Annotated in this window: 18 protein-coding genes and 3 pseudogenes; 5 read left to right on the forward strand and 16 right to left on the reverse strand. The window is 61.4% G+C overall.

Going from position 1 to position 18574, the window contains the following annotated elements; all coding sequences use genetic code 11:
• Nucleotides 1-58: 58 nt before the first annotated feature.
• Nucleotides 59-1063 (forward strand): NADP-dependent oxidoreductase, encoded by a 1005-nt coding sequence (locus tag LO50_RS22680; protein ID WP_003299602.1) that lies wholly within the window; start codon nt 59-61, stop codon nt 1061-1063.
• Between the two features lie 53 nt (nt 1064-1116).
• Here the strand turns inward: LO50_RS22680 and pyrF are convergent, their stop codons facing one another.
• Nucleotides 1117-1812: an orotidine-5'-phosphate decarboxylase gene (gene pyrF, locus LO50_RS22685; protein ID WP_044316434.1), complete on the reverse strand. Its 696-nt coding sequence runs from the start codon at nt 1810-1812 to the stop codon at nt 1117-1119.
• Between the two features lie 166 nt (nt 1813-1978).
• On the opposite strand from pyrF, the gene LO50_RS24445 reads away from it, so the two are divergent.
• The gene (locus LO50_RS24445) at nt 1979-2146 is read left to right on the forward strand and encodes a DUF2897 family protein (RefSeq protein ID WP_003299604.1); all 168 of its coding nucleotides are present in this window, start codon (nt 1979-1981) and stop codon (nt 2144-2146) included.
• A 123-nt stretch (nt 2147-2269) separates the two neighbouring features.
• On the forward strand, nt 2270-4837 hold the full coding sequence (locus LO50_RS22690) for a bifunctional diguanylate cyclase/phosphodiesterase (protein ID WP_044316435.1): 2568 nt from the start codon (nt 2270-2272) through the stop codon (nt 4835-4837).
• A gap of 27 nt (nt 4838-4864) precedes the next feature.
• Here the strand turns inward: LO50_RS22690 and LO50_RS22695 are convergent, their stop codons facing one another.
• The 7 genes from LO50_RS22695 to LO50_RS22725 form a co-directional block, all read right to left on the reverse strand.
• Nucleotides 4865-5383, reverse strand: coding sequence for a superantigen-like protein SSL4 (locus tag LO50_RS22695; RefSeq protein ID WP_044316436.1), 519 nt, complete (start codon nt 5381-5383; stop codon nt 4865-4867).
• A 33-nt stretch (nt 5384-5416) separates the two neighbouring features.
• Nucleotides 5417-6847, reverse strand: a complete 1431-nt coding sequence (locus LO50_RS22700) for an aminotransferase-like domain-containing protein (protein WP_044316437.1) — start codon at nt 6845-6847, stop codon at nt 5417-5419.
• A gap of 110 nt (nt 6848-6957) precedes the next feature.
• On the reverse strand, nt 6958-7755 hold the full coding sequence (locus LO50_RS22705; protein WP_044316438.1) for an OmpA family protein: 798 nt from the start codon (nt 7753-7755) through the stop codon (nt 6958-6960).
• Nucleotides 7752-8105: a DUF4398 domain-containing protein gene (locus LO50_RS22710; RefSeq protein WP_152419944.1), complete on the reverse strand. Its 354-nt coding sequence runs from the start codon at nt 8103-8105 to the stop codon at nt 7752-7754. Before LO50_RS22710 ends, LO50_RS22705 begins: the two co-directional genes overlap by 4 nt.
• A gap of 11 nt (nt 8106-8116) precedes the next feature.
• On the reverse strand, nt 8117-8941 hold the full coding sequence (locus LO50_RS22715) for a substrate-binding periplasmic protein (protein WP_044316439.1): 825 nt from the start codon (nt 8939-8941) through the stop codon (nt 8117-8119).
• A gap of 126 nt (nt 8942-9067) precedes the next feature.
• On the reverse strand, nt 9068-9997 hold the full coding sequence (locus LO50_RS22720) for an electron transfer flavoprotein subunit alpha/FixB family protein (protein WP_044316440.1): 930 nt from the start codon (nt 9995-9997) through the stop codon (nt 9068-9070).
• A complete protein-coding gene (locus LO50_RS22725; protein ID WP_003299612.1) occupies nt 9998-10747 on the reverse strand; it encodes an electron transfer flavoprotein subunit beta/FixA family protein in 750 nt (249 codons plus the stop codon).
• A gap of 330 nt (nt 10748-11077) precedes the next feature.
• Here LO50_RS22725 and LO50_RS22730 point away from each other — a divergent pair, with 330 nt between their 5' ends.
• The gene (locus LO50_RS22730; RefSeq protein ID WP_044316441.1) at nt 11078-12733 is read left to right on the forward strand and encodes an electron transfer flavoprotein-ubiquinone oxidoreductase; all 1656 of its coding nucleotides are present in this window, start codon (nt 11078-11080) and stop codon (nt 12731-12733) included.
• A gap of 62 nt (nt 12734-12795) precedes the next feature.
• Here LO50_RS22730 and LO50_RS22735 read toward each other — a convergent pair whose 3' ends face one another.
• The 3 genes and pseudogenes from LO50_RS22735 to LO50_RS22745 all read right to left on the reverse strand — a co-directional run.
• Nucleotides 12796-13365, reverse strand: coding sequence for a DUF1285 domain-containing protein (locus tag LO50_RS22735; RefSeq protein WP_044316442.1), 570 nt, complete (start codon nt 13363-13365; stop codon nt 12796-12798).
• A 55-nt stretch (nt 13366-13420) separates the two neighbouring features.
• Nucleotides 13421-14035 (reverse strand): DUF4823 domain-containing protein, encoded by a 615-nt coding sequence (locus LO50_RS22740; protein WP_044316443.1) that lies wholly within the window; start codon nt 14033-14035, stop codon nt 13421-13423.
• Nucleotides 14036-14165: 130 nt separating this feature from the next.
• Nucleotides 14166-14939, reverse strand: a pseudogene (locus tag LO50_RS22745) (radical SAM protein); the annotation flags it as partial.
• A 286-nt stretch (nt 14940-15225) separates the two neighbouring features.
• Here LO50_RS22745 and LO50_RS25515 point away from each other — a divergent pair.
• Nucleotides 15226-15790 (forward strand): annotated as a pseudogene (locus tag LO50_RS25515) (NAD(P)-binding domain-containing protein); the annotation flags it as partial.
• Here LO50_RS25515 and LO50_RS22750 read toward each other — a convergent pair.
• From LO50_RS22750 to LO50_RS22760, 5 genes and pseudogenes are all read right to left on the reverse strand, one after another.
• The gene (locus tag LO50_RS22750; RefSeq protein ID WP_322726717.1) at nt 15746-16006 is read right to left on the reverse strand and encodes a type II toxin-antitoxin system MqsA family antitoxin; all 261 of its coding nucleotides are present in this window, start codon (nt 16004-16006) and stop codon (nt 15746-15748) included. The pseudogene LO50_RS25515 and the gene LO50_RS22750 overlap by 45 nt on opposite strands.
• A gap of 30 nt (nt 16007-16036) precedes the next feature.
• Nucleotides 16037-16195 (reverse strand): hypothetical protein, encoded by a 159-nt coding sequence (locus LO50_RS24975; protein ID WP_155268734.1) that lies wholly within the window; start codon nt 16193-16195, stop codon nt 16037-16039.
• Nucleotides 16196-16722: 527 nt separating this feature from the next.
• Nucleotides 16723-16917: an AbrB/MazE/SpoVT family DNA-binding domain-containing protein gene (locus LO50_RS25520; RefSeq protein WP_074861159.1), complete on the reverse strand. Its 195-nt coding sequence runs from the start codon at nt 16915-16917 to the stop codon at nt 16723-16725.
• A gap of 144 nt (nt 16918-17061) precedes the next feature.
• A complete protein-coding gene (locus tag LO50_RS22755) occupies nt 17062-17706 on the reverse strand; it encodes a GGDEF domain-containing protein (protein ID WP_272867666.1) in 645 nt (214 codons plus the stop codon).
• Nucleotides 17707-18140: 434 nt separating this feature from the next.
• Nucleotides 18141-18490: pseudogene (locus LO50_RS22760) on the reverse strand (EamA family transporter RarD); the annotation flags it as partial.
• Nucleotides 18491-18574: the final 84 nt, after the last annotated feature.

Genomic DNA, 18574 nt, shown 5'->3' on the forward strand with positions numbered 1-18574 from the left:
TTGCAGCGCGGTGCTGGCCGGGCTAAACCAAACCTTTCGCAAACACGAGGTTTATTTCATGACCCTGCTCAACCAGCAATTCCTGCTAGCCCAGCGGCCGATCGGTGCGCCGACCCGGGAGACCTTCGACTACGTCGAAAAGCCGGTGAGCGAGCCTGGCCCCAATCAGATTCTGGTCAAGGTCGAATACCTGTCCATCGACCCAGCCATGCGCGGCTGGATGAACGATGCCAAGTCCTACATTCCGCCGGTGGGCATCGGCGAAGTGATGCGCGCCCTCGGCGTCGGCAAGGTGATCGCCTCGCAGCATCCGGACTACAAGGAAGGCGACTATGTAAACGGTGCGCTGGGCGTGCAGGCGTACTATCTCGGCGAGCCGAAAGGCTTCTACAAGGTCGATCCGCAGCAGGCCCCGCTGCCGCGTTACCTGTCGGCGCTGGGCATGACCGGCATGACCGCCTACTTCGCGCTGCTCGCGGTCGGCCAGCCCAAGGCCGGCGAGACCGTGGTGATCTCCGGGGCCGCCGGTGCGGTCGGCAGCGTTGCCGGGCAGATCGCCAAGATCAAGGGATGTCGCGTGGTGGGTATCGCCGGTGGCGCGGACAAGTGCCGTTTCCTCACCGAGAAACTCGGTTTCGACGGCGCCATCGATTACAAGAACGAAGATTTGGCCGCGGGCTTGAAGCGTGAATGCCCGAAAGGCGTGGATGTGTTCTTCGACAACGTCGGCGGCGACATTCTGGATACGGTACTGCAACGCATCAGCGTCGGCGCGCGAGTGGTCATCTGCGGTGCCATCAGCCAGTACAACAACAAGGAAGCGGTGAAGGGCCCATCCAACTACCTGTCGCTGCTGGTCAATCGCGCGCGCATGGAAGGTATGGTGGTGACCGACTACGTCTCGCGCTACCCCGAGGCGATGCGCGACATGGCTGAATGGCTCGCGAGCGGCCAGCTCAAGAGCAAGGAGGACATCATCGAAGGGCTGCAGACCTTTCCAGACACGCTGATGAAGCTGTTCACCGGCGGCAACTTCGGCAAGCTGGTGCTCAAGGTCAGTTGATCACCCACCCGCTGCGTCAAGAAGGCTGAGCCGTGAGGCCCAGCCTTTTTTCGTCATGCCAGCTCAGCCACCACGGCTGCCAACGCTTGTGCCGGATCGGCTGCCTGCCCGATCGGCCGGCCGATCACCAGATAATCGGAGCCTGCAGCCATGGCCTGGGCGGGAGTCAGGATGCGCCGCTGGTCGTCCTGCGCACTGCCGGCCGGACGAATGCCCGGAGTGACCAGCTGTAGCGCGGGGAACTGCGCCTTGAGCGGCACGGCCTCCTGCGCCGAACAGACCAGCCCATCCAGCCCAGCCTGCGCAGCCAGCCCGGCCAGCCGCAACACCTGCTCCTGCGGCGCGACATCCAGACCGATGCCAGCGAGGTCGTCCTGTTCCATGCTGGTCAGCACGGTGACACCGATCAGCAACGGCGCAGGCCCGGACATGCCGGAAAGCGTGTCACGGCAGGCCGCCATCATCCGCAGACCGCCGGAGCAGTGCACGTTGACCATCCACACACCCAGCTCGGCAGCAGCCTTCACCGCCATCGCGGTGGTGTTGGGAATATCGTGAAACTTGAGGTCGAGAAACACCTCGAAGCCCATTCCCTGCAATGCCTCGACCACGGCAGGACCACAACGCGTGAACAGCTCCTTGCCGACCTTGACCCGGCAAAGCCGCGGATCGAGCTGGCGCGCCAATGCCAAAGCAGCATCGCGGGATGGGAAATCGAGCGCTACGATAATCGGAGTCTGGCAGGTCATGACACGTCCTCGGAAAAGTCGGCGCGCATTGTCGCAGAAAACACCGCACGCGACGAAAGCCTGCCTGCGGGGTCAGAATAGCTATCGCAACGCAGATCGTGACCACCCAGGCGCCGCCCCGTAGAGTGCGGCGCGCCATAGCCGATCAATCGCCTGGAGGAAAAACATGCCTTGGTATTTCTGGCTTATCCTGCTCGTCGCGCTGGGCTCGATCGTCGGTAGCCTGCTGATGCTGCGCTCGACGGCCAAGAAGATTCCGCTGACCGACGAACAGAAGAAACGCATCGCTCAACGCAATGCCGAAGCGGACGCGCAGGACTCCCGCGACCGCTGAAAGCCGATCCAATGCAGCAGCTCGGGCCAGCGGTCCGCTGCTACTTACGATGATTTTGCCGAGCGGTAGCGGCACCATGCCGGCATTGCCGCGATCCAAAGCAGTGCTGGCAGGAATCCCCTCATGCAAACGCCCCCTCCCGATGATGGCCCGGTCAAACCGAAGGCCAGATCGATCTTCGCCCGCCGCATTCTTCCTGGCATGGCCGCGTTGCTGGTCGTCGCCCTCGTTGTGGCCGCCGCTGCGCTGATCCACATCGCCCGGCGAATCGATCAGGACGCGCTGCAACAAAGCCACTTCCTCGTAGGCAAGGCGCTGCAGACGCAGCGCGACTGGATGAACCGTTCCATCGTCGACTATGCGTTCTGGGGCGATGCCTACGTGCACCTAAACAGCCGGGTCGATCTCGACTGGGCCTTTACCCAGGCCAATCTCGGCCCGTCCCTGTACAAGGACTTCGGCTACGAAGCGGTGCTGGTCATCACTCCGGCAGGCAATACGGTCTACTCCGTGGTTCGCGGCGAACTGCAGCCAATCGACAGTTTCGAGTTTCTCCAGCGCGGCTTACCACAACTACTGGCGCGAGCCCGAGAAGCTGTCGAGGAAGAATCGGGCGTCTCCGCCCTGCTCTGGGCTGACGGTCAGCCGGCGCTGGTCGTCGCGGCCGAACTGACCACCGGAGGTACGGATGTCGAGCAGGACGAAGGGCCGGCATCGGTTCTGTTGTTCGTCGACCTGCTGGATGCCGAGCGGCTGGCAGAAATCGGTGAGCAGTATGCGATCGAGCGTCTGCGCCTGGCTTCGGATTCGGTGCCAACCGATGGTCCGCGCATCGAGCGACCGCTGGAAGATGGCTCGACCATCCAGCTCACCTGGACGCCGGCCCAGCCCGGGCGCCTGCTGCTGTGGGTCACCCTGCCGATCCTCGCCGCCGTGGCACTGGGGCTGGGGCTGCTCGCCTGGTTGCTCATTCGCCATGCCTTGCGCAGCCTGCGGTTGCTCGACATCAGCTATGCACGGCTGGCCGCCAGCCGCAGCGCGCTGGCAGAAAGCGAAGAACGTTTTCGCGATATCGCCGAGGCCGCCTCCGACTGGATCTGGGAGACCGACGCGCAAGCTCGGCTGACCTTCCTTTCCAATCGCTTTCGCCAGATCACCGGTCACGAGCCCAGCCAGTGGCTGGGCCGCCCGTTGCTGGAGCTGCTGATCAGCGACAGCGCCGCACTGCAGAACTGGCTCCAGGCACCACAGGACGCACCGCTGCGCAGCAGCTATCGCGCAGCCGATGGCTGCGAGCGTTTCTGCCGGCTGGCCGCACGCGCCATCCATCAGGACGCCGAGCTGATCGGCTACCGCGGTACCGCCAGCGACATCACCGAGGAAACCAGGGCGCAGGCTCGCGTCCAGTACCTCTCCCAGCATGATGCCCTCACCGGCCTGCCCAACCGCAGCCGGCTGCGCGACTACCTCGATCAGAATCTGGCGGCGCTTCGTAGCGGTTCGGCCCTGACACTGCTCTACATCGATCTGGACCGCTTCAAACCGGTAAATGACACGCTCGGTCACGCCGCTGGCGACGAGGTGCTGATCGGCGTGGCATCCCGACTGCGCCAACACACCCGCGACGGCGATCTTGTAGCCCGGCTAGGCGGCGACGAGTTCGTCGTCGCGCTTCATCGGATGAGCGAAGACACCGATATCGATCGTCTCTGCAACCGCATCATCGAGGCACTCAGCGCGCCCTTCGTCTACGAGGACCAGCAGATCACTATCGGTGCCAGCATCGGCGTAGCCTTGGCGCCCAACGATGCCAACCAGCCCAACGAACTGCTGCGTTGTGCCGACATCGCCCTCTATCAGGCAAAGGAAGCCGGCCGGGGAACCTGGCGCGCCTATGGCCGCGATATGGATAAACGGCTGCACGAGCGGCTGCAACGCGAGCAGGAGCTGCGCGTCGCGATTGCCGAGCAGCAGCTGGAGGTCTACTACCAGCCCCGTTACCTGAGCGAAGGCATGCACATCGTCGGTGCCGAGGCGCTGGTACGCTGGAATCACCCCGAGCGCGGGCTGTTATTGCCAGAACAGTTCATTCCGCTGGCCGAAGAAACCGGGCTGATCATTCCGCTCGGGCGTTGGGTACTGCACCAGGCCTGCGACCAGGCGACCCACTGGCCAGCCGATACCGTCGTCTCGGTCAACCTCTCGCCATTGCAGCTGCATGACGATCGGCTGCTCGATGAGATAGCCCAGGCCCTCGGCAAGAACGGTCTGCCAGGCGAGCGGCTGGAGTTGGAGGTTACCGAGAGTGCCCTGCTGCGGGAAACGCAGGGCACGCTGGACCGGCTCGAGCGGATCAAGGCACTCGGCGTGCACCTGGCCGTGGATGACTTCGGCACGGGCTACTCGTCGCTGACCAGCCTGCGCCACTACCCCTTCGATGTGATAAAGATCGACAACAGCTTCGTGGCCGGTATCGAGCAGTCGATGGAAGATCATTCGATCGTACGCGCCTTGATCGAACTGGGTCGCGGGCTGCAGATGCGCGTGACGGCCGAGGGCGTGGAAACCGAGGAGCAGCTGCGTTTGCTGAAAGACGACGGCTGCACCGAGGTGCAAGGCTTCCATATGAGCCACCCCATGCCGGCCGATGAACTGCAGCGGCTGCTGTCGCAGCTGCCAGCGAGGGGCTAAAACGCAGCGCCGTTGAACGCATGCACCTCAGCGCTTGAATTCGAGGCGAATCTCCGCGCCCTCGATGAGCTCCTCGTCTTCCGTATCTCCGGAAATCAGACGACCGCCGATCTGCATCGATCGCGACGGCCCGCTGCCCTCGAAGAGCGGCGGCAACAGCCGCATCGGTTCGTCACCCGAACTCGGCGCCAATTGCTCGACTAGATCCTCGGGCAAGCGCAAATCGAGTTCAGGCTCGGGCAACTCGACCTTCGCTGGCGGTGTGGCTCGCTTTACCGTCGAAAGCTGAGGCTTCGAGTCAGGCGCCTCGACCTCGGGAACGGGCTCAGGCAGGCTGATCTCCACGTCCGGCGGCTCGGCTTCGGGCGTTTCTTCGATCGGCGCCAACTCAATATCGAGATCCGGCGGCACCTCTTCCTGTTCGACGACACTCTTGGGCTCGGAGGGCTGCTCGACTCGCGCGGGTGCACGCGATGAGGTCGACTCATCGTCCCCGCACCCGCTCAGCAAGGCCAACGACAGCAATAACAACAGCGGCCTTTGCATCCGAATACTCCTCACAGCGGCAAGTTTGGGGCTCTATTGGGCATCCCGACACAGCTCCGAGGCCAGCTGTCCGAGCGTTCGCAGTGCCCGTTCGGTCTCGTTATTCCAGGGCAACCCACAGTTGAGACGAATGCAGTGGTTGAACTGTTCAGTGTTGCTGAAGATCAGTCCCGGCGCGATGCTGATCCCCTGCTCCAGAGCCCTCACATGCAGGTCCTGGGTATTGACCCGCACCGGCAGGCTGACCCAGAGGATGAAGTTACCCTTGGGGCGCGTCATCTGGGTGCCTTCCGGAAAGTAGCGCTGTACCGCCAGCTGAAACGCGCTGAGATTCTTGCGGTACTCCTGGCGAATGGCACGCAGGTGCCGATCGTAACCCCCGTTCTCCAGATAAGCCGCCACGCCCATCTGAGTGACGCTGCACGCCGAATGGGTACTGAAGGTCTGCAGGCGCTCGATCTCGGCCTGATGACGCCCGGCGATGACCCAACCGATGCGCACCCCCGGCGAAAGCGTCTTGGAAAAGCTCGAACAGTAGATGACACGACCGTCCCGATCATTGGACTTGAGCGCTTTGTACTGGCCCTGGTCGAACATCAGCTCGCCATAGATATCGTCCTCGACGATCTGGATGTCGAAACGCGCCGCCAGGCTCAGCAGCTGCTTCTGACGGTGGTCAGGCATGCTCACGCCCAGCGGATTGCTCAGGCGCGCGGTCAGCACCAGCGCCTTGATCGGCCACTGCCCGGCCGCAAGCTGCAGCGCCTCAAGGCTCATGCCGGTGTCCGGGTCGCTGGGTATCTCGATGACCTTCAGGCCGAGCAGATCGGCCAGCTGCAGCAGGCCGTAATAGGTCGGCGACTCGGCGGCGATGAGATCGCCCGGTTTGGTCAGGACCCGCAGCGACATCTGCAGTGCATCAACGCAGCCGTGGGTGATGACGATCTCGTTCGAATCCACCACCACGCCGGCATCGCGCATGCGAATCGCCACCTGGCGACGCAGCGGCTCGTAGCCCGGACTGAACATGTAGCTGAATGCCCGCGGGCTCTGGAACCGCGTGACCTTGGCCAACTGCTGGTGCAACGCTCGCACGGGCAGGTAATCCACGTGCGGCACGGCCGCCCCCAGCGGAATCAGCCCCTCGCGGCGCGACTCGCTGAGCACCTGATTGATGATGCTGCTGCGGGTAACCAGTTTCGGCCGCTCGACCTGGGCGATATCCGGCGTCGGCGCAGTGAGTACCGGCGTCTGGTGGACATAGAAGCCGGACTGCGGGCGCGCACGGATCATGCCCTGATCTTCGAGATTGGCGTACGCCTGCAACACCGTGGCGTGGCTGACACTCAGCTGTCGGCTCATCTTGCGTACCGAAGGTACGCGCTCACCGGGACGATACACGCCACGTCGAATATCTTCGGCAAGCTGCTGGGCAATGCGCTGATAGAGCAACAGATTGGTCATCTCGTCGGTCTCCTGCCAACTGAACCGTAACAGTAGCGCACTGCTGGAGACCCGGACCAATACAGTTAGGTCACGTCTAGGCGAAACAGTCTGTTCAAACGTCCGCGCGACTAACGGTCGGGACCGAGATTGCCTTGCGCATCGGAGAACAGGATCTCGACGCGACGGTTCTGCGCGCGACCGCGGGCCGAGGCATTCTCGGCCAGCGGAAAGCGCTCGCCATAGCCGCGCACCTCTACCCGTTCGGCAGCGACGCCAAGATTGATCAACAGATCCGCCACCGTTTGCGCCCGCGCCTGCGACAGTGCAAGGTTCTCCTGGACATCGCCGCGGCTGTCACTGTAGCCCTCGATGCGAATCTTGCGCTGCGGATTGAGCTGGAGAAAGTGCACCAGCTTGAGCAGGGTGCGATTGGCGGTGTGGCTAAGGTCAGCACTGCCGGCACGAAACAGCACGTCGCCGAGCGTCATGACCATGCCTCGATCGGTTTCGCTCGCAGCCAGGCTCATCATCTGGTCTTCCAGCCAGTTCCCCTGTTGCTCGGCGGTCATCAGCCTGGCGTCCTGCAGCATGCGCCGCAGCCGGTCGCGTTCCATCTCCAGGCGCGCGACCTGCTCCTGATGTTGCAGCAGCTCGCCCTGCTGCGCGGCAATTTCACTGTAGCGCTGACTCAGATAGGCGTAATGTCGAGCATCGGCGGCGCCACCCCAATAGTCGTTGAAACGCTGGGCGCGTTGCTCTGTCTCGAGCGCACGCTGAATATCCTTCGGCGCACTGCGCTGGGCCGTATGGTCCGCCTGAATACGCTGCAGCGCTGCAGATGCGCGGGACAGTTCAAGCTCGGTCTGCGAGGTCGAGCAACCAACCAGCACCAGCCCAGCCAGGGTTATTGCAAGCCCACCTCTCACCTGACCTCCCCCAGCAACTGCCGCAGTCGCAGAATCCGACGATTCAGATCGTCTATCTGCGCCACACGCTTGTCCTTCAGAACCCTGCTCTCCGCCAGACGCGCATCCAGTTCCGCCTGCTCAGCCAACAGTCGGGCTTCACGATTATCGCCTGCCTCGAGTGCCGCCTGGGCCTTACTCAACTTGCTTTCGGCCAGCACCAGTTCCTCGTACGCATCGGTTGCGCCTACGGAGCGCGCCTGGGCCACGGCCTGTGCGGTCAAACGCAATTGTTCCGTCGGGACGGGGTCACTGGCGCAGCCAGTCAGGAAAACCAGGACCAGAAATGGGCTGGCGAGAAGTCGTTTCAACACGGCGAGTCCTACTTTTTCGAAGCCTTTGCCCGCTCTGACTGCTGGTTCTTCCAGACGGTCAGGTTGTGCGCCACCAGTTGCTCAGGCACGCCGGCGGCGCGCAATTCTGTCATCTTCCGCGCCAGTTGTCCGCGCAGCCAGGGATCATTGCAGGCCGAGTCGTGCGAAATGGCCAGGTGCATATCCCGGCCTACCACGGGCGGCTCGAGTCGCTGCACCTTGTCCAGCAGCCCCAGTGCATCGGCCGTGGCGACTGCACCGTATCGCTCATGCAACAAGTAGTCGCCATTGCCCGCCACGACCTGTTTCAGTCCCTGAGCGAGGTCGGCGACCGACTGCAATTTCAGATGACGCTTCGCGAAGGCATCGAACTCGCTGCCGAAACGGCTGGTGCCAGCGATCAAGCCGGCGTGGCCTTCCAGATCTTCACGGCTGGCATAGAAGAAGCCGGGCTCATTGCGTACCCAGGCGACGGTCTGCAGTTGCAGGATGGCCGGGTGGACGAAATCCAGTTCTTCGAGCCGCTGTACCGTCAGTGTTGCATCGGCCAGTACATCGACCCGACCACTGCGCACCTCTTCGAGCGCTTTGGTTCGGTCACCGGTGTAAAGCAGGTCCAGTTTCAGATCGAGCGAATCGGCGATCTGTCCGAGCAAGTCCGCATTGGCCCCGATCAGACGCTTGGGGTTCTGCGGATCGCGCCAGAGAAAGGGGGGGTTGTCCGCTGCGCCAGTCGCCACCAGACGGTCGCACTTCCCCGCTGCCGCTGCCGTGAGTGGCGTTGCCAACACCAGCGCGACCATGGCCAATTTCAACGGAAAAGCGAAACGCATGAAGATCCCCTTATTGCGCGAGTGAACCGATGCTGAGCGAAGTTCGCCGATGGTACACCGGCAAACCCGTCGATCGCCCATGAAAAAACCCGCTACACGAGCGGGTTTCTTCAACAGCGATCAGCTTCAGACGAGCTTTTCCAGCTCCGGCACGATCTCGAACAGATCGCCCACCAGGCCGTAGTCGGCAACCTGGAAGATCGGGGCTTCCTCGTCCTTGTTGATCGCGACGATCACCTTGGAGTCCTTCATACCTGCCAGGTGCTGGATGGCACCGGAGATACCGACCGCGATGTACAGCTGCGGCGCAACGATCTTGCCGGTCTGACCGACCTGCATGTCGTTCGGCACGAAGCCGGCGTCGACCGCGGCACGGGAGGCACCAACTGCCGCGCCGAGCTTGTCGGCCAGCGAGTACAGGTGCTTGAAGTTCTCGCCGTTCTGCATGCCGCGACCGCCGGAAACGACGATCTTGGCAGCGGTCAGCTCGGGACGATCCGACTTGGCCAGTTCTTCACCAACGAAAGCGGATTTGCCGGCATCGCCAGTCCCGGAGATCTGCTCGACCGCAGCAGAACCGCCGGTGGCATTCACGGCATCGAAGCCGGTCGCACGCACGGTGATGACCTTGATGGCAGCGCTGGACTGCACGGTAGCGATGGCGTTACCGGCATAGATCGGGCGCTTGAAGGTATCGGCGCTCTCGACGGCGATGATCTCGGAGATCTGATCGACGTCCAGTTGAGCGGCCACACGCGGCAGGAAGTTCTTGCCGTTGGTGGTCGCTGCCGCCAGCACGTGGCTGTAGCTCTTCGCCAGGTCGGCGATCAGCGGCGCGACGTTTTCCGGCAACTGATTGGCGTAGGCCGCGTCATCGGCGACCAGTACCTTGGCCACGCCTTCGATCTGCGCGGCTGCTTCGCCGATGGCACCGCAGCCGCTGCCGGCTACCAGTACATGGATGTCACCACCGATGGCTTTTGCTGCAGCAACGGTGTTCAGAGTAGCGGCCGCGAGGACGGCATTATTGTGTTCAGCGATAACCAGGATAGTCATTTAGATTACCTTCGCCTCGTTCTTCAGTTTCTCGACCAGTTCAGCCACGGACTTGACCTTGATACCGGCGCTGCGGGCAGCCGGCGCTTCGACTTTGAGGGTCTTGACGGTCGACGTGGTGGTGACGCCCAGCGCATCCGGAGTCAGCGTTTCCAGCGGCTTCTTCTTGGCCTTCATGATGTTCGGCAGCGACGCATAGCGCGGCTCGTTCAGACGCAGGTCGGTGGTGACGATCGCCGGCAGGTTCAACGCGACGGTCTGCAGGCCGCCGTCGATTTCGCGGGTTACGTTGACCTTGTCACCAGCCACTTCGACCTTGGAGGCGAAGGTGCCCTGAGCGTAGCCAGTCAACGCGCCGAGCATCTGCCCGGTCTGGTTGTTGTCGCTGTCGATCGCCTGCTTGCCGAGGATGACCAGCTGCGGCTGCTCCTTGTCGACCACGGCCTTGAGCAGCTTGGCGACCGCCAGGGAGTTCAGTTCGTCGTTGGACTCGACCAGCACGGCGCGATCGGCGCCCAGCGCCAGCGCAGTGCGAAGCTGCTCCTGAGCAGCGGTCGGACCGATGGAGACGACAACGATTTCGCTCGCCACGCCCTTCTCTTTCAGGCGTACGGCTTCTTCCACGGCAATTTCGCAGAAGGGGTTCATCGACATCTTGACGTTGGCGAGGTCAACGCCGGAATTGTCCGCCTTTACGCGAACCTTGACGTTGTAATCGACCACTCGTTTGACAGCTACAAGAACCTTCATGGATTCCTCGTTACTCTCCGGTGAATAGAATTCCGCCGAGGCGAACCGAGCCTTGCTCGTGGCTTGGGTTTTGTTAGCCGCTGCCCTGTTCGGCGAGTGCAAACCGTCCGTATCTTGACCGCAGGCCGCGGATGGGGTCAACAACGCATATGACCCGTCATAACGGCGCGGTTCAGGCGATTCTAACAGGCTTCCAGAAAATTCAAACAAACGTTTGTATTGGACCGATTCGAGCGTCTATATATAATGCGCCGGCCCGGCTCGGTCAGGGACCGATCACAGCCCTCCACAACTTATATAACAACCAAGCCCTGAGTAGGAGAAAGCCCAATGGAACGCGAATACATGGAATTCGACGTTGTCATCGTCGGCGCCGGCCCTGCAGGCCTATCCGCAGCCTGCCGCCTGAAGCAGAAAGCCGCCGACGCTGGTCAGGAAATCAGTGTATGCGTCGTTGAGAAAGGCTCCGAAGTAGGCGCCCATATTCTATCCGGCGCAGTCTTCGAGCCGCGCGCACTGAATGAGCTGTTCCCCGATTGGAAAGAGCTCGGCGCCCCGCTCAACACACCGGTCAAGCGTGACGATATCTACCTGCTCAAGACCGCCGAAGCCGCCAGCAAATTGCCCAACGCACTGGTCCCCAAGACCATGCACAACGAAGGCAACTACATCATTTCCCTCGGCAACCTGTGCCGCTGGCTGGCCCAGCAGGCCGAGAACCTGGGTGTCGAGATCTACCCGGGCTTCGCCGCTCAGGAAGCGCTGATCGACGAGAACGGCATTGTGTGCGGTATCGTTACCGGCGATCTCGGCGTCGACCGCGAAGGCAATCCAAAGGAAGGCATGTATACGCCCGGCATGGAGCTGCGCGCCAAGTACACGCTGTTCGCCGAAGGTTGCCGCGGCCACATCGGCAAGCAGCTGATCAACCGCTTCCAGCTCAATGCCAACGTCGATCCGCAGCACTACGCCATCGGCATCAAGGAACTCTGGGACATCGACCCCGCCAAGCACGAGCAGGGTCTGGTCGTACACACCGCGGGCTGGCCGCTGAACGACGAAAACACTGGCGGCTCCTTCCTCTATCACCTGGAAAACAACCAGGTGGTCGTGGGCCTGATCGTCGACCTGTCGTACAGCAACCCGTACCTGTCGCCGTTCGATGAATTCCAGCGTTACAAGCACCATCCGGTGATCAAGCAGTACCTGGAAGGCGGTAAGCGCGTTTCCTATGGCGCCCGCGCCATCGCCAAGGGCGGCATCAACTGTCTACCGAAAATGGTGTTCAACGGCGGTGCGCTGATCGGCTGCGACGCCGGCACCCTGAACTTCGCCAAGATCAAGGGCAGCCACACGGCGATGAAGTCCGGCATGTTGGCTGCCGAAGCCGCTGCCGACGCGCTGCTGGCCGGGCGCGAAGGTGGCGACGAACTGACCGCCTACGAAGAGGGCTTCAAGTCCAGCTGGCTGTACGAGGAGCTGTACAAGAGCCGCAACTTCGGCGCGGCCATTCACAAGTGGGGCGCGATCAAGGGTGGCGCGTTCAACTTCATCGATCAGAACATCTTCGGCGGCAAGATCCCCTTCACGCTGCACGACACCAAGCCGGACTACGCCTGCCTCAAGACGGCTGCCGAGTCGAAGAAGATCGACTATCCCAAGCCGGACGGCAAACTGAGCTTCGACAAGCTCTCCTCGGTATTCCTCTCCAACACCAACCACGAGGAAGAGCAGCCGGTTCACCTGAAGCTGGCCGACCCGAGCATTCCGATCGAGAAGAACCTGCCGATGTACGACGAGCCGGCGCAGCGTTACTGCCCGGCCGGCGTTTACGAGGTCGTGAGCAACGACGATGGCAGCAAGCGCTTTCAGATCAACGCGCAGAACTGCGTGCACTGCAAGACCTGCGACATCAAGGACCCGGCGCAGAACATCACCTGGGTGGCGCCGGAAGGTACCGGCGGGCCGAACTACCCCAACATGTAAGACCAGCAAAAAGGCTCCCTCGGGAGCCTTTTTCGATCATGGGTAACGAAATCGCCAGCGCACTACTCAGCGGCGCCAATCGGGAAGAACGTCCCGCCACTCCACACACCGAGCCAGTCCTTGCCATCTAGCTTGCCGGGCACCGCCAGCTCCACGAGCTCATAAAACACATTGCGATGAATCAGCGCCTCGAGATTGGCACGCAAGTGCACATATGGCGCTGGCTCCTGCGTTTGCGGGTCGGTGACAACGCGCAGCGGGTGCTCTTCACCCGCCTCGACCTCATCATCGACATTGGTGATAAAGCGCAAGCTCTGCCTTTCACCCTCGCCACTGACTTCCAGCCGAACCGCAACGAAAGGCGCGTCTTCGACCTGGATGCCGACCTTCTCTACCGGCGTCACCAGGAAATAGTCCTCACCGTCGCGACGAATCACCGTGGAAAACAAACGCACCATTGCCGGCCGCCCAATCGGCGAACCCTGATAGTGCCAGGTCCCGTCGCGCGCAATACGCATGTCCAGGTCGCCACAGAACGGAGGGTTCCACAGATGCACCGGCGGCAACCCTTTCTTCTTCCCACCAGCGGAAAGCTGCGCCAGCAGATCTCCAGCCTTGCCTGTATCGGTCATTCGGTCCTCCTCGGTTGAATGAGGTAATCGCCTGCTCCCGATACTGCCACATCGCTCAACGTGACAGGCCCAACAACCGACGAGCATAGTCCTGCAGCGGCGGACGCAAGAGTTGCTCCGGCTTGGCGTCGTAGATGCCGAGCACGCCACCACGATTACGAATGCGAGCCGTATCGACCAGATAGCGCGTTCCGGTTTCCACCAGCATCAGCTGCACCACACCGGAATCGACACCAAGCCGATCCAGCGCGCGCTGGTCGTTCAGCTCGTCAAAACTGCCGATGCGGTCATCAGCTGCGGCAAACCGCAGATACAGCAGATAATGGGCGCCCATCGACGACGCCTCAATCATGGCCTCTTCCAGCCCGAGCGGGCCACGGGCGCGACGAACCATGGGGAAGTACTCGACAAACCCACTGAAGGCCTCTTCGGCCACGACGTTCGGCCGCGGGTATGCGTCGCCGGGCGGTACGAAATGTCCCTGCGCGATATAGATGAACGAGTCAGGCTGCAGGCGCCAGGAGTTGGCACGTCGGGTCTCGCTGTGATCCAGAATTCCGGCATCGCGAAGGTGATAACGGGTACCCTCCGCCAGGTCGCTGACCTTCATGCAGCCAGAAAGCATGAGCAATGCAAGCAAGCCAGGCACTGCCAGTAACATAAATCGCATGGAACTCACCTCATAGGGCCGGCGACGAAAAACCGACGATTCGACAGCCAATGCAGCATCCACGCCACTTCCAGCACCGAGGCGAGCCGGTTCAGCTGGATGCTCTCGACTCCCCGCTCGAACGAGGCGGCTAGAGCCCTCGCTGCCACTCCTGACGCAACGGAGCGTTACGCGGGTCTTCGATGGCCTCACGTACCCGACGCAGCAGGCCCGGTTTATCGACACCCAAAATGCCCTTGAGCACCAGATAATTGGACGCGTGATCGCTGCGAAAAACCGTATCGGTCAGCTCCAGATCCTCCAGCAACCACTCCAGTTCGCGAAACAGATCGGCCGGCACCAGCGGCTCGAAATCCTCGAAGGTTTGCCGAAAACGCGCTTCACCCTGCGGAAAACTGACCACCAGCGTGGACAGAAACTCGGGCTGCGCTGCATTCATCAGCCGCGCCGAATTGCGTGCGTGCTGGCGACTCAGTTGGCGACCGCCAAGCCCGTTGAGAATCATCACCGAGCGTGCGATGCCCGCCGCCCCCAGCTTATCCAGCGCGCTGAGCGTCGATTCGTAGGTCTCACCCTTGTTGACCAGCGCCAGCACCTCATCGTCGCCGGACTCGGCGCCGACATAGGCCATGCCGAGCCCCGCATCCGCCAGCTCCTGCAGCTCAGCAACCGACTTCTTGCGCAGGTTGCGTGGCAGGCAATAGCTTGAGACACGTTGAACTTCGGGCAGGCACTGGCGGATCTGTTCAAGGATTCTCAACAGCCGGTGGGTCGGCAACACCAAGGCGTCACCATCGGCGAGGAATACGCGTTGCACGATCAACTGCTCGCCGCAACGACGGATCTCGTCGAGCACCTCCGCCTCATCGCGAGCACGAAACTTCTTCTGCGGCGAGGTATACATCCAACCAATAGTTACCTCGCTAGAGTCCAAAGCCAGAACAAACCATGGCAACCCAATGATTTTTATCATTTTTTTCTATGACTAATTTTAGGAGTCACTCTGCAGGCGAGTCCTAGATCTATGAGTCGCCCTTGGTTTCGTAGACACATTGACAGGGCTACTACCGGCCCCATAGCAGTCCTTCAATGAGCGGTGCTCGAGTTGCCGCGCGTTTTTTCAAGGGCAAATGGAGACTCCTTCCGTCGAGACGCAGGGACCTCCATATGAAAATCGACGCTGAACGCCGATAGATGTCGTCATTATCGGTGGTAGGCAAGCCGCTTTAGCCACCGCATATTTTCCTGCGTCGTACTGGTTTGTTATTCGTGATGCTCGATGCCGATGATGGCCCCCGGCGGCGCCTAGCGTCACGGCTGGAACTCCTTGCGACTATTATCCCCAGCGAACTGGAGTTCAATTCCCGGCTGAATGATGCCTCCGGTTGAGGATGGCTACCCCACGCGCGATCACGTCGTCGATTACCTCGCGCGCTATGAAGATCGTTACCAGCTTGCGGTCCAGCGCCCCGTGCGGGTCAACTCGGTGAACGCATCCCGGGGGCGCTGCGCGTTCGTGCCGAGCATGAGCATTGGGCGCCAGGGCGGTGGTAAGCGCCACCGGTACCTGGAGCCATCCACATATCCCCCACTATCCCGGCAGTGAGATCTACGGCGCCAGCAGTTGCACTCGGCCCACTATGTCGAGGCGCAGCCGCTCGCAGGTAAACGCGCGCTGGTGGTAGGCGGTGGCAACTCCGGGGCGCAGAACTAGCAGAGGGTTCTAAAGTGGCCGATGCCACCTGGGTGACGCCCATCAGCAATGGCCGCATTGACCTGCTTGGAGAAAGCGCGCATTTCGCACATCACCCGATCCGACTCCACTGCATCTAAATTAGATTCAGCACAGGCCGGACAGAACTCGCCAGTTACAGCAGTGATGACGGTGGTTGCACCCTTGTAGGTATAAGGCAGGTCGTGGGTGTCGTGGATCAATTCCGCTACGCCGCAAACAGGACATTTCATGTTCATAGCTCCTTGAAGGACACGATCAGCATGCCGTCAAAGATCGCCAGCGTAAGAATGCTTGCCTGGCGCCTGATGGCACTGAGCAACCTTTTTGTCCAAATGCCTTGCGACAACATAGCCTACGAAGCCCGCCACACTCAAGGCTACGAGTACGCCCCCTAATGCGATCATCAGCATGCTTGCCTGGTTCATCTGATTCTCCGTTCGCTGTGCCAGATATGACAATACCATCAGCTTGGCCTGCGCCTCATCGACTACACATAGCGGCATGATATCAACGGTCCGGGTCTGAGCGTGTTTGCCCGGCTCTTAACGACTACAAACTGCGGCAGCGTATCAGCGGTCCGCATGTGGTCGTGCTTGCGCCGGCTCTTAACAACTACAATGAATGCTCATGCTACTACCCGCCAAAAGTGTAAGCGATGGAACTGGTTGCGCCTAACTCCGCTGATTGAAACGATGGCTGCAGGTTCGATCGCAGATCCGCAACCTGAACCTCAAGTGAAGCCAGTCATGCGCTCTAAGTCATTTGATTTTGTTCTATCCAAAAGCGCTGGTTCCACTGGGCGATAGTCAAAGAGTGCTTCTGGCCAGAAAGGGGCCGACCCCGGCATTGGTGAGCCGGTCAGAAGCTGGGAATTACCAGCCGGCTGTAATTGGCCGCTAGCCGCCGTTTTGGAGCGAAAGCAGTCAACCACAATCAGACATTGTTTGGATTGCTATGACGAGGCGCCATCAGCTCGTTGCTTGAGTTTCAGGCAAATGTTTTCCTCTCCCGCCTCAACTGACAGCTCATCACCCACACTCCATCTGAGCTGCTTAAGTAGCTCTGATGGAAGCTCAACGATGACGTCTCCGCTGCCATCCCCTGGGTCTTGGCATACAACTCGCCAGCTTTCAGATGTAGTAGTCATAGATTCACCCTCACGCACTAGGCACAGTATGGCAGCTTCATCTTGGGCAGACCCGCTGCAACCTTTCCTAAGCCGCCTCGCGTCCCCTGCCAATGAGCCAGGCATGCCTTTAACGCTCCGAGACAGGCATCGGCCGGCAAACCGTCAGGCTGAAACGATTCTGTCCTTGCCCAGGTTCTTGGCGTCGTACAGTGCACGGTCGGCCCGCTTGAGGGTGTCCTCGTAGGAGCGGTCTTCCGCTGCGATGGCGGTCACGCCCATGCTCGCGGTGACGACCACACTTTCTGCGGAGTACTGGCCCAGCTCTTGTCGGAAGCACTCATGCAGGCGCCTGGCGAGCCGCATGGCCTGCTCGAGGTCGGTTTTGGGCATGGCAACGACGAACTCGTCGCCTCCAAGGCGGCAGGCGGAATCGGTTTTTCGCAGCGTGGAACGGCAGATGTCGGCCACGGCGCGAATGATCTCGTCCCCGACGTGATGCCCCCTGGTGTCGTTGATTGTCTTGAGGTTGTCCAAGTCGAACATCAGGATCGATGTCGGCAGCGCATAGCGCATGGCGGATTCGTAGTGAAGCTTGAGGTCGCGTTCGAGCTTTCTTCGGTTGAATAGCCCGGTCAGCTGATCGGTATCGCTGAGCTCTCGAAGTCTGACTTCCAGCTGGTGCCGTTCCGAGATGTTGCTGGCCACCCACAGCACCACTTCCTCGTCGTCCACTCGGAAATCCAGCGCCTGGATGCGTCCTTCGAACCAGATCGGCTCCGTCGGGCCTTCGTCGGTCAGGCCCTTCACGTCCCGGTTGCTCAGCTCGTACTCCTCCACCAGATGGAGCCGCCTGGGTGGCGGAGCCTGGTCAGGTGAAAGAAAGAACGCGGTCGTTCCAGCAGAGCGCCGGCGGCAGCGCACGATTGCCGGAGGTGCACGGACCGGCGTCCGACCTATGGTTTTTTGGTGCCGGCATCAAGATACGGAAAATATCATTACGCCATCACAAGGTGAACAGATAACGGTTGCGCGGGATTGCCCCTCCGCTCGCCAGCGGACCGGTGCGCCCAGCATGGTGGGCGCTCACGAGGCTACGCGCACTAGGGGTCGCAGGTATCGAGCCGGCTGCCTGGGTCGCCATACGGTGCCTCCCAGCTTGGCCTCGAGGCGTCACAGCCTCTTCGACAGGTCGTGGCGCCGGAATAAAACGTTCAGTGCGCCGAGACGACCGCCGGCTCGCCCTAGCCCCTCCCCTGGCGCCGGGCGCGGATGCCCTCGATCACAAGCACCAGAACCGCCGCCCAGATGCGCCATAGGTCAACCGCGCCGGCGCGATTCTTTCGCCGAGCAGCAGCGCCACCAGTACCAGCAGTACCGGCTTGACATAACTGAGCAGGCCGAACAGCGCGAGGTTTAGGCGCGTGGCGCCGATCATCAGCGCCAGTGCCAAGGCGCTGAGGGCGCCGAGGCCGAAAATCAGCGATTGCAGCCGTGGGTTGTGCATGACCAGCTGCAGGACGGCGCCATCGGCCAAGGCAAAGGCGGCGGCGGCGGCGGCGGCGACCGGCAGGCTGATCATCAGGTCCAGCCACCAGAAAGGAGGACAGATTTATTTAATGGGATCACTGCCCGCTTCTGGCCGATTCTGTTGAAAAAGTAGGTTTAGCGGCAGCAA

Source organism: Stutzerimonas stutzeri (assembly GCF_000935215.1).
GTDB lineage: Bacteria > Pseudomonadota > Gammaproteobacteria > Pseudomonadales > Pseudomonadaceae > Stutzerimonas.